Annotated in this window: 14 protein-coding genes; 11 read left to right on the forward strand and 3 right to left on the reverse strand. The window is 41.6% G+C overall.

Translation table 11 applies throughout. The annotated features are described in order from the left end of the window. Window positions 1-36: 36 nt before the first annotated feature. The 6 genes from QZ995_RS20370 to rpsI all read left to right on the forward strand — a co-directional run bounded on the left by QZ995_RS20370 (window position 37) and on the right by rpsI (window position 4,309). On the forward strand, window positions 37-873 hold the full coding sequence (locus tag QZ995_RS20370) for an energy-coupling factor transporter ATPase (protein WP_301811090.1): 837 nt from the start codon (window positions 37-39) through the stop codon (window positions 871-873). After that, on the forward strand, window positions 849-1,727 hold the full coding sequence (locus QZ995_RS20375; protein ID WP_301811059.1) for an energy-coupling factor transporter ATPase: 879 nt from the start codon (window positions 849-851) through the stop codon (window positions 1,725-1,727). Before QZ995_RS20370 ends, QZ995_RS20375 begins: the two co-directional genes overlap by 25 nt. Beyond that, a complete protein-coding gene (locus QZ995_RS20380) occupies window positions 1,724-2,527 on the forward strand; it encodes an energy-coupling factor transporter transmembrane component T family protein (protein ID WP_301811061.1) in 804 nt (267 codons plus the stop codon). Before QZ995_RS20375 ends, QZ995_RS20380 begins: the two co-directional genes overlap by 4 nt. Beyond that, window positions 2,524-3,264, forward strand: coding sequence for a tRNA pseudouridine(38-40) synthase TruA (gene truA, locus QZ995_RS20385; RefSeq protein WP_301811063.1), 741 nt, complete (start codon window positions 2,524-2,526; stop codon window positions 3,262-3,264). Before QZ995_RS20380 ends, truA begins: the two co-directional genes overlap by 4 nt. 194 nt (window positions 3,265-3,458) lie before the next feature. Next, window positions 3,459-3,896: a 50S ribosomal protein L13 gene (gene rplM, locus QZ995_RS20390; RefSeq protein WP_031413226.1), complete on the forward strand. Its 438-nt coding sequence runs from the start codon at window positions 3,459-3,461 to the stop codon at window positions 3,894-3,896. Between the two features lie 20 nt (window positions 3,897-3,916). Further along, the gene (rpsI, locus tag QZ995_RS20395) at window positions 3,917-4,309 is read left to right on the forward strand and encodes a 30S ribosomal protein S9 (RefSeq protein WP_003333754.1); all 393 of its coding nucleotides are present in this window, start codon (window positions 3,917-3,919) and stop codon (window positions 4,307-4,309) included. A gap of 130 nt (window positions 4,310-4,439) precedes the next feature. Here the strand turns inward: rpsI and QZ995_RS20400 are convergent, their stop codons facing one another. After that, window positions 4,440-4,895: an SRPBCC family protein gene (locus QZ995_RS20400; RefSeq protein ID WP_301811092.1), complete on the reverse strand. Its 456-nt coding sequence runs from the start codon at window positions 4,893-4,895 to the stop codon at window positions 4,440-4,442. Window positions 4,896-5,120: 225 nt separating this feature from the next. On the opposite strand from QZ995_RS20400, the gene cwlD reads away from it, so the two are divergent. Together cwlD and QZ995_RS20410 are read left to right on the forward strand one after the other, a co-directional pair. After that, on the forward strand, window positions 5,121-5,843 hold the full coding sequence (gene cwlD, locus QZ995_RS20405; RefSeq protein WP_301811066.1) for an N-acetylmuramoyl-L-alanine amidase CwlD: 723 nt from the start codon (window positions 5,121-5,123) through the stop codon (window positions 5,841-5,843). A gap of 153 nt (window positions 5,844-5,996) precedes the next feature. Beyond that, entirely contained in the window at window positions 5,997-7,094 is a 1,098-nt protein-coding gene (locus QZ995_RS20410) for a P-loop NTPase (RefSeq protein WP_301811069.1), read from the forward strand. Window positions 7,095-7,165: 71 nt separating this feature from the next. Here the strand turns inward: QZ995_RS20410 and gerD are convergent, their stop codons facing one another. Further along, window positions 7,166-7,792 (reverse strand): spore germination lipoprotein GerD, encoded by a 627-nt coding sequence (gerD, locus tag QZ995_RS20415; protein ID WP_031413232.1) that lies wholly within the window; start codon window positions 7,790-7,792, stop codon window positions 7,166-7,168. A 129-nt stretch (window positions 7,793-7,921) separates the two neighbouring features. On the opposite strand from gerD, the gene QZ995_RS20420 reads away from it, so the two are divergent. Continuing rightward, on the forward strand, window positions 7,922-8,551 hold the full coding sequence (locus QZ995_RS20420) for a KinB-signaling pathway activation protein (RefSeq protein WP_301811073.1): 630 nt from the start codon (window positions 7,922-7,924) through the stop codon (window positions 8,549-8,551). Between the two features lie 100 nt (window positions 8,552-8,651). Here QZ995_RS20420 and pdaB read toward each other — a convergent pair whose 3' ends face one another. Then, window positions 8,652-9,425 (reverse strand): polysaccharide deacetylase family sporulation protein PdaB, encoded by a 774-nt coding sequence (gene pdaB, locus QZ995_RS20425; RefSeq protein WP_301811076.1) that lies wholly within the window; start codon window positions 9,423-9,425, stop codon window positions 8,652-8,654. A gap of 137 nt (window positions 9,426-9,562) precedes the next feature. Here pdaB and QZ995_RS20430 point away from each other — a divergent pair, with 137 nt between their 5' ends. Next, on the forward strand, window positions 9,563-10,183 hold the full coding sequence (locus QZ995_RS20430) for a stage II sporulation protein M (protein ID WP_301811079.1): 621 nt from the start codon (window positions 9,563-9,565) through the stop codon (window positions 10,181-10,183). 222 nt (window positions 10,184-10,405) lie between these two features. Then, window positions 10,406-10,636, forward strand: coding sequence for a hypothetical protein (locus QZ995_RS20435; protein WP_301811082.1), 231 nt, complete (start codon window positions 10,406-10,408; stop codon window positions 10,634-10,636). The last annotated feature ends 257 nt before the right edge of the window (window positions 10,637-10,893 follow it).

Raw genomic sequence — 10,893 nt, forward strand, 5'->3', positions numbered from 1 at the left:
ACGAGGGATGTGAGGACTTTGAAAGAACAATCTAACATGATTCAGGCTAGTGGGCTTACCTTTCAATATCACTCGGAGCAAGCAGAAGCATCCCCCGTGGTAAAAGGTATAGACTTTTCTATTCAGGAAGGTTCTTTTGTTTCAATCATTGGACATAACGGCTCTGGCAAATCGACGTTAGCAAAGCTTATGAACGCTTTGTTGGTACCGACTGCAGGGGTACTGACGGTCACAGGATTTTCTACTGACGATGAGGAACGATTATGGGACATCAGGCAGCAGGTTGGTATGGTGTTTCAGAATCCAGATAATCAAATCGTTGGTACGATCGTCGAGGATGATGTAGCCTTTGGGCTTGAGAACCTCGGTATTGAAGCAACAGAGATGCGTAAGCGCATTGACGAATCCTTAGAATCGGTTAAGATGACAGCCTACCTAAAAAGCCAGCCTCAACGGCTGTCTGGTGGGCAAAAGCAGCGTGTCGCAATTGCTGGAATTCTGGCAATGCGCCCGTCCATCATTATTTTGGATGAAGCCACTGCTATGCTTGACCCACAAGGAAGGAAAGAAGTTATTCAATTGGTTCACCGGTTGAACCGAGAAGAAGGGCTCACAATCGTTAACATTACGCATTTTCCTGAAGAGACATTAGAGTCTGATCGTATTATTGTGATGGATCAGGGGAAGATTTATGCGGATGGTACTCCTGTTGAAGTGTATGCTGACGTAGAGGGTCTGAAGGCTATTGGTCTGGATGTTCCCTTTGCAGGAAGGCTTCGTCACACTTTAAGGCAACAAGGTATAAAACTTCAGACTGTACTGGATCAAGAGGAGTTGGTTGACGAATTATGCAAATATCTTTTGAAAATGTGACCTATTTGTATGGAAAAGGGACTCCGTTTGAAAAAGAGGCACTTTCGCACATCTCCTTTACTATCCCATCGGGTTCGTTTGTAGGTATTATTGGCCAAACCGGCTCCGGAAAATCGACTTTGATACAGCATCTGAACGGTTTAATTAAGCCGACAGAGGGTACTGTACGGGTCGGCGATATGGTTGTGACTCCGACAACGAAAAAAACGCGTAATTTGCGCCGTCAGGTGGGGCTCGTGTTCCAATATCCGGAACATCAACTTTTTGAAGAAACTGTACTTAAAGATGTGATGTACGGTCCACTAAATTATGAATTACCCGAACAAATGGCTTATCAAAGGGCAAAAGAATCGCTTGAAATTGTGGGACTTTCCTTCGATGAGGTTAAAGGCCGCTCTCCTTTCCATTTAAGTGGGGGACAGATGCGCCGTGTTGCAATTGCAGGGGTATTGGCAATGCAACCAAAAGTACTTGTTCTAGATGAACCGACCGCAGGACTCGATCCTGCTGGGAGGAAAGCCATCTTAGAAGGGATTTATCAGATTCATCGGGAACAAAAGCTCACTACTTTACTGGTTACCCACAGTATGGAGGAAGCTGCTCGGTATGCTGATTATCTTCTGGTATTGGCTAAAGGAAGGATTGCGATGGAGGGTACACCTGCAGACATTTTTAAAGAGCAAGCTGCTTTGCAAGAATTAGCTTTAGATGTACCTGAAACAGTCTCTTTTCTTCATCGATTAAATGAAAAGCTTCCACACAATAAGCGATTGCCGCTCTCTTTATACAAAGAAGAGGATTTATCCTCCTATCTGCTTGATCTACTCAAGCAAGGTAAGGAGGATGTTCAATGAGCATGCTACAAAATTTTGCTATCGGCCAATATATACCTGGTGATTCCTTTGTACACCGTCTGGATCCGAGAAGTAAATTTTTATTTATTATCGTGTTTGCTATGGTTGTTTTTATGGCGAACAAGGCGGAAATCTACGGATTCTTAGTAGCTATTCTCTTACTATGCTTGTTTATGTCGAAATTATCGCTTTCCTATATTCTTCGTGGCTTAAAACCAGTCTGGTTCCTGCTATTGCTAACCGTCATTTTGCAAATCTTGCTTACGAAAGGTGGGCAGGTGTATGTAAGATGGGGGTGGTTCAGCATAGAAGAGGAGGGTGTCCGTCAGGCCTTGTTTGTGTCGATGCGATTAGGGCTATTGGTTGTAATCAGTTCATTGCTGACTTTAACCACTTCACCTATTGATCTGACGGACGGGGTGGAACGAATGTTTGGCCCGTTAAAAAAATGGGGTCTTCCTGTTCATGAAATGGCGCTCATGCTTTCCATTGCGATTCGATTTATCCCGACGCTATTGGAAGAGACAGACAAGATTATGAAAGCACAGATGGCTAGAGGTGCTAATTTTGATAGTGGAACACTGTTGAGCCGGGCTAAAGCCATGGTTGCCATTGTGATTCCGCTGTTTATTAGTGCATTTCGCCGAGCTGAGGATTTAGCATTAGCAATGGAGGCAAGAGGATATCGTGGGGATATTGGACGCACAAAATTACGTCAATTGCAGTTTAGTTATCGAGACGGCATCCTGTTGTTATTTATGCTGGTTCTTGTGGCAGTTGTAGGATGGTGGAGAACATGAAACGATTAAAAGGTATTGTTGCCTATGATGGAACTGATTATAGCGGATTTCAAGTTCAGCCTGAACAAGTAACCATACAAGGGGAGATTGAGGCAGCCATTATGCGCATTACTGGCGAGACGATTCAAATTCACGGGTCTGGTCGCACAGATGCAGGTGTTCATGCCAAGGGTCAAACCTTTCACTTTGATACCAAATCAACCATTCCCATAGAAAAATGGTGTTGGATTCTTAATAATCAGCTGCCTGACTCGATTGTCATTCAAACAATAGAGGAGGTAGAGCCATCCTTTCATGCTCGATTTGACGTCAGAGAGAAGGAATACCGATATTGTATCAACAATGCTCAGGTGCCAGACATCTTTCGCCACCGCTATGCTTGGCATGTTCGCTATCCGCTAGATGTAGAAGCGATGAGACAAGCTGCCACCCATTTGATAGGAACGCATGACTTTACTTCTTTTTGCTCTGCAAGGACGCATGTGGAGAATAAGGTGCGTACCATTTATGACGTGAAAATTGAACAAGAAGGAACACTTCTTTGGATTATTTGTCGCGGCAACGGGTTTTTATATAACATGGTAAGAATCATTGCGGGAACCCTGCTTAATGTTGGAGAAGGAAAGCTGAATCCAGATCATATTCCTAGTATTCTTGCAGGTTGTGATCGGGAATTGGCAGGACAGACAGCACCTCCCCATGGTCTTACAATGTGGGAAGTATTTTACAAGGAATAGCTCATTCGTTTTCCTTGACTCTCACATGATCTATATAGTATGATAACTAATGGTATTTTCATACCCGCTAGCCCCACTCTAGCCCCGGGATTGAAAATTGACTTAGTACGAAATAGGATACACAAGGTAAAGTTGTTCACCGTTGCAGCTTTGGCCTTTAACATTGAACGGCAAGATATCTAGGAGGGACAAACATGCGTACCACATATATGGCGAAAACGCAAGAAGTTGAGCGTAAATGGTACATCGTTGACGCTGAAGGCCAAACTCTTGGTCGTCTTGCGAGCGAAGTAGCATCTATCCTACGCGGTAAACTAAAGCCTGAATTTACACCACACGTTGACACTGGTGATTTCGTAATCGTTCTTAATGCTGACAAAATCAAGCTTACTGGTAAAAAACTTACTGATAAAATGTACTATAGACACTCCATGCACCCAGGTGGTTTGAAAGCAACTCCTGCTGGTGAAATGTTGAACAAACGTCCAGATCGTATGTTCGAATTGGCTGTTAAAGGTATGCTTCCTAAAAACAGCTTGGGACGTCAAATGTTCTCAAAACTTAAAGTATATGCAGGTACTGAGCATCCACATGCTGCTCAAAAACCAGAAGCATGGCAAATTCGCGGCTAATAAAAGGGAGGAAATGACTCGTGGCACAAGTTCAATACTACGGTACAGGTCGTCGTAAACACTCCGTAGCACGCGTTCGCTTGGTACCAGGCGAAGGTCGCATTCTGATCAACAAGCGTGATATGGATAACTATTTTGGTTTGGAAACTTTAAAGCTGATCGTAAAACAACCACTAGTTCTTACTGAAACTCTAGGTCACTATGATGTTTTGGTAAACGTTGGTGGCGGAGGTACAACTGGTCAAGCAGGAGCTATCCGTCATGGTGTTGCTCGTGCGTTGCTAAAAGCAGATCCAGAACTTCGCGGTGCTCTTAAACGCGCTGGATTCTTGACTCGTGACCCTCGTATGAAAGAACGTAAAAAATACGGTCTTAAAGCGGCTCGTCGCGCGCCTCAGTTCTCTAAACGTTAATTTTACTGTTATCATAAGGATGCAAGCCTCAAATCATTTATTGATTTGGGGCTTGTTTTCTTTTAGTACAGTGGTGCCATGACCTTAATTTGACCATACTCATGTTATTCCTAGAAGATATTCTTGTTCATTAGATATTTGGTGTTGTCATTTTCTTGTTAAGCTGTTCAAGCACAAGTGGCCACGCTTGTTCATGTTGGTCTCTGGACTCTTGATCCGGGAATCCTGCATGGGTAAGGCGAAGCTGTGTGCCTTTGTTTTGTGACTCAAGTTCAACCGTTACAACTGTTTCAGCCCCCTTTGTCCCTTTACCTCCAGTGACCCAGGTTAATTCAACCAGCCGGTTCTGCTCAAGCCTGAGAAATCTTCCGTAATGAGGATGACGTTCCTCTTCAAATTGTGTTTCAAAAAAGAAGGGCGTGTTGACCTCTCCTTTCATCAATACAGTTCCAGGAGCTGCAAACCAACGATCAAAGTGCTTCGTCCACGCTTGAAATAAAACATCTGGTGATAAATCCATTAGACGCTCCACCTTCAGACTATGCGGTCGTTTTGCAAGATCAGGCATGGTAATGGGCTTTAGCATTCGTGAGTATTCCTTCCGGTAAGTTAAGTTGTACATATGTAAAAGGCTGACCTCCTTATCATCTCCATATCACGCAATGCTATGAGCAGCCCTACATATTAGAGCCGCTGCAGGTTTACATCAATCCGCATACTTTCCCGTCTGACTTTTATAGACAACCCCGTCATAATTGTCCATTTTAATCCATATGATGAAGAAGAGAATTGGGACAAAGGGGCGGTCGAAGTGACTAAAAAAGTAGTAGGGTGGGTGCTTGCCTGCTTTCTGCTGGTCATCATATTTACGTACAAGTTACCCGTACATTCTTCTTGGTCCACCTGGACATTGCCTTTGGCAGGGACAGTAATAGCAATTGATGCGGGCCATGGTGGCTTGGATGGTGGTGCAGTAAGTAAGGATGGAAAAGTAGTTGAAAAAGATGTGGCATTGCCTATCAGTCTATATTTACGTGATTTTTTGCAGGAGTCAGGAGCTTATGTAATTATGACGCGTGAAGATGATAGGGATTTGTCATCAGAGGGTGCTAGTAAGCTGAGAAAACGCAAGTCGGAGGACATTCGCAATCGAGTGAAATTTATTAACGACAATGCTCCAGATTTTTTAGTTAGCATTCACTTAAACAGCATTCCGCAGGAGAAGTGGAGAGGTGCTCAAACCTTTTATTTCCCAGGTTTTCAAGAAAGTAAGACAATGGCCTTTCTCATTCAGGATGAGATTAAACGTGTATTAGAAAATACCGATAGAAGTCCCAAGCAGACGGATGATATTTTTTTAATTCGGGAAGTAAAGACACCATCCGTGCTTGTAGAGGTAGGCTTTTTATCCAATCCTGAAGAAGCAAGGAAATTGGAGTCAGCCGATTATCAAAAAGCAATGGCAAACGCGATTTATCAGGGAATCTTGCGTCACTATGCGGGAGAAAAGAGCACAGCTACAAGCGCACCGTAGTTTGGGTGTGCTTGTTTAGTCTGTAACTATGCTATAATGAGGGCAAAAATTAGGAAACAGCAAGGGAACACCATGTGATTTACTAAACTAGGCAACGGGTATATGCGTACCCCTAAGCCTGTTTCCCAACTAGAAAATCGAGGTGGATTCAACATGCTAACGAAAGAGAAAATTCTCGAAGCATTACGTGACGTTAAAGATCCTGAGATAAATCGAAGTTTAGTAGAGCTTAATATGATTCGCAATATAACGATTGAAGAACGGCATGTTTCGCTGGAAGTGGTGCTTACCATATCTGGCTGTCCATTAAAGGTGAAAATTCAAGATGACGTGGTTCAAGCGATTCGTGCATTGGGCGCAGAGAAGGTCGATGTACGCTTTGGAGCCATGACAGAAGAGGAAAGGGCTGCACTCAGCCAACAATTGCGTGGAGGGCAGGCTACAGCTTCTCAGGCCCAGGGCCAAGGTCAGGCAAATGTTTTGCATCCTATACTTGCTGAAAATTCAAAGACAACGTTTATTGCTATTACCTCTGGTAAAGGTGGAGTTGGCAAATCTACAGTTACCGTTAACTTAGCGGCTGCACTAGCACGTTTAGGCAAAAAAGTAGGAATTATTGATGCTGACATCTATGGATTTAGCGTTCCAGATATGATGAACATTGAGCAGCGTCCTACCGTTATTGGACAGACAATTTTGCCAGTAGAGAAGTTTGGCGTAAAAGTAATGTCGATGGGCTTCTTTGTTGAAGATAATTCCCCTATCATTTGGCGCGGTCCTATGCTTGGCAAGATGCTCCGCAATTTCTTCAGTGAGGTACACTGGGGGGAAGACCTGGACTATCTCCTGCTTGATTTACCGCCAGGAACAGGTGACGTAGCACTTGATATCCATACCATGATCCCGCAGAGCAAAGAAATTATTGTGACCACTCCTCATCCTACAGCAGCATTCGTAGCAGCAAGAGCGGGAGCTATGGCAATGAAAACAGGTCATAAAATTTTGGGGGTTGTGGAGAATATGGCCTGGTATGAAGCTAAGGATGGTTCCAAAGAGTATGTCTTTGGACGGGGAGGCGGTTCCAAGCTAGCGGAAACACTGTCTTGTGCCCTGATCGCTCAAATCCCGCTTGGCCAACCAGAGAATCATCCGCAGGAGCCTGAATACTCTCCATCCATTTATAAAACTGAAAACACTATTGGACAAATTTATATGCAGCTTGCTGAAGATGTCGATCGACTATGTAAATAATAAAAACCAAAAGCATCGAAAAAATCCCCCGATAAAAAAGAAAAAGGTGAGAATAAGCTCACCTCTTTCTTTTATTCTCCACCCGATGATTTCTTTTTCTTCTCTTTCTTCTTGCCTTTTGTTCCCTCGTTTAGACTCTGAGGGTTCATCATATCCTCTTGGGCCTTCATCATGATTTTAAGCATCTCTGCTTGAAACATGGGGCTTTCTAAGCTATCCTTCATGATTTGCATTGTTTGCTTGCGATAGGCGGAGGTTTTCATCAAATCAAGTAAGCTTTTTTCATAATCAGGGTCCTTGAGAATACTAAGCATCATTTGCTGATACTCAGGGTCTTTCATAAGCTCTTTTAGCAGCTTTTTATTCTCATCCTTCATGGACTTAGCTAAGGTACTGGTGAACTTGGGATCTTTAAATGCTTTCTTGATGTGTGGATTGTCTGGTTTTGCTATACTTTGGATAAGCGTAGTACGCACAGTCTCGGGATTCATGATGAGATTTTTTTGGAAGCTTTCGTCTTTCATCATAGTTTCCATGGTTTTTTTGGCTTCATCCGTTTGCAAAATATCAAGAACCATCGTCTTGGTGGATTTGTAATCAGGCTGGGATTGATTTTGTGACGTTGTTCCACAGCTTGATAAGAGAAGACCACATGCAATCACAGGGATCAGGGCAACAAAGACATGCTTGTTTAACATTAGCAGGGAACACCCTCCTTTAACAGTCCTCAGCTATTTATAAAATGTGCAGTTTTTTATTTTCTTACGCTAGAATTTTCTTGCATGCATTGGTAAAATCATTAGGAGCCAATGAAGGAGGGACCAGCCTTGAGTTTGCGTAATTATGGATGGTTATTCGGTACCACGCTCTTACTGGGCGGTATCGGCGGAATGCTTATGGGGTTAGTTACCCAGGAAAATTTATACCATGGTTCTATTGCTAATTTTTTTATGGGATTATTGATGAATTTGTTGTTAGGTTTAACGACTAGCATTGTAGCTCAAATGGGTTTCTTTGCGTATATGATGTTTAATTATCTTGTATTAAATTCAATGAAGAGCAAGGCTTTGCGAAAGAATATCCAAATTTTCTTTATATTATTTGCTTTTTTTGACATGGTTTATTTACGGTATATTGCTTTTGGTCAAGGAGGCTCACTTCTTCCATACTTTGTTGAACCTGTCTTACTGCTGGGAATAGCGCTAATAACGGCATATGCAAAAGTAAAGATGACGAATCCAACGGCATGGGTACCCACAGTATTCTTTATTTTTGTGGTGACGTCGATTGAGTGGCTGCCTGCTTTAAAGCAAGATGATTTCAAGGCTATTGCTGTAATGGTGGTACCTTTGCTGTTCTGCAATGTTTGGCAAATTTTACAACTGCATCGTCTGACTACGCGTACGGAGCAAAAGAAAAGGACGAAAACAAAAACAAAAGCGTCAAAATCTTTTTAATCTAGGCAAGGTTTACATATCTTAATTAATGAGAAACAAAAGGCTACTCCATCTGTATGGGAGTAGCTTTTTGTTTAAGACACAGGCTGTGCCTTCCGAATTATTTAATTTCCTCGCTTTTGATTTTTGATCCTGAAATTAATTCAGATACGGTCACGAATTCATATCCTTGAGACCGTAATTTGTCGATAATCACCGGTAAGGCAAGATGAGTTTGTTTGCAGGAATCGCTTGCATGCATCAAGATAATATCACCGGGATGGGCTTTTGAGACAACATTTTGGATGATTCGATCCGTGCCGGGGTTCATCCAATCAAGGGAATCGGTATCCCATTGAATAACCATATAGCCCATGTCATTTGCTACGCGAAGCACGCGTTTATCAAAATCACCATTTGGCATACGGATTAAATTAGGTTTTTTCCCTGTTAGTTCAGTGAGAATAGTATCAGCTTTGCCGATTTGGGTCCGCATTTGTTCTTCTGAATAACGGCTATAATTGTCGTGACGGTGACCATGCGAGCCGATTTCGTAACCGCCGTCAACAATTTTCTTTACCATTTCAGGATGCTTTTGACTCCAGGGAGAAGAGAGGAAAAAGGTTACCTTGTCGACCTTCTTCTCTTTTAAAATATCCAGAATGGGTTGTGTCCGCGTTTCTCCCCAGCTAATGTCAAATGTCAGAGCAACCTTTTTATCCTTTGTATCCACCTTATAAATGGCTTGTGGGCCTTTATTTTTATCGACGGAGGCGGAGAAAACTTGCAGGCTGTCACGTTCGGCATAAGCGATGCCTGCCCCAAGAATTAAGGCCATACAAATAATAAAAAACTGTTTTAACTTCTTAGAACTGATTACGAACATATACTTCATAATGATAAGCTACCTCCTTTTAGCAGTTTGTCCCCCTACATTTTATGCAATTTGGAAAAGGTTATTCTTTCGCATCTATGTGTATAAAAAGGTAAAATAAATGAGATGGATAGTTAAGTAAGATTGGAGTGGTTATAGTGAGAAGTTTTATTAGTGACATTTGGAGAGGAACAAGCAAATATTTTGGAATTGCTCTCTTTATTCTGCTTGCAGGTGTAATTGTTGGAATGCTTAATTCGGCCAGTTTAAGTACGATTTTGAACAAAATGCTTCAGCAGGTCCAAGAAGTTTCTAAAGGACTCCAGTTAGAAAATAATATTTTTGCAACCATAAGAGTTATTTTTATGAATAACCTAATGGCAGCGATCATGATGCTGGGAATGGGGACGTTTTTTGCTATTTTTCCTATTTGGGGTTTATTTATGAATGGTGCTGTACTCGGGTATATATTAACACTGCCCAATCCAAAAGGGCTCAGCACATGGGAAATGCTTGTATATGGCATTCTTCCGCACGGTGTTATTGAGATTGTTGCTATTCTTTTTGCAGCAGGTTTGGGGATTCGTTTTGGTGTATTGTCATTTCGTTCAATGGGGGCGCTTTTTGTACCGCAAAAAAGGGATCAAGTAAAACGAGACTGGGGAGATAGTCTGCGCATTCTTTGGAAAACCTTTATTTTGATTGTTGTCATGTTATTAGTAGCAGCGGTTATCGAGTCGGTAATAACACCTCAACTCCTGAATCCTCTTGTCAAATAATTGCATGCAACGTAAAGCCGCTCAAATAGCGGTTTTTTTATTGGCGTTTTTATTGTTATTGCCTGTTGGTCGATTTGCTATTTCGTAACGGTGGATTAAAAACTTCCCACATAAAGTGTTTTGTTTTTAATTGTATTGAAAAAAGTAATAGAAAAAATAAGAATAGGGAATGAGCCTACAGGAAATGATATACGTAGACTTATTTCCGGGAGATGATCATAGTTGTTAGGATTATTACTTACTACAAAAGAATGTCAGGAAGTCGAATATCTGCTGAAACGTGAGTTAGAGGAAATGTTACTAGATTTCGGGGATAAGCGAATTGATCATTTAGTTAAAAGGGCAATGGAAGAAAGATATGCAACATTATTTAGGATGTACGCTCGCTTTGCATCACCTAGAGAGCTTTCCAAATACGTGAGAAAAAAAAGTATGAAGGAAGAATCTCTGTAAAACTAAAAATGTCTTAAAAACCTTATAACAAAAGGAATCTGCTCTAACAGTATTCATTTGAATTAAAAGGCAAAGGTAGATTTCAAAAAAAAATACATAAAAACTATTGACTTTATATATTGATTCATGATAGATTATTTCTTGTCCGAGAGACACAAACGAAAAACGAAAACAAGAGATGAAAAAACTTGTTGACTTAATCGGATACTTATGATAGTATTTAAAAGGTCGGTTTTAGGACAAGAAATAATTGTACT

It is taken from the genome of Brevibacillus laterosporus, assembly GCF_030489605.1.
GTDB classification, from domain to species: Bacteria; Bacillota; Bacilli; order Brevibacillales; family Brevibacillaceae; genus Brevibacillus_B; species Brevibacillus_B laterosporus_E.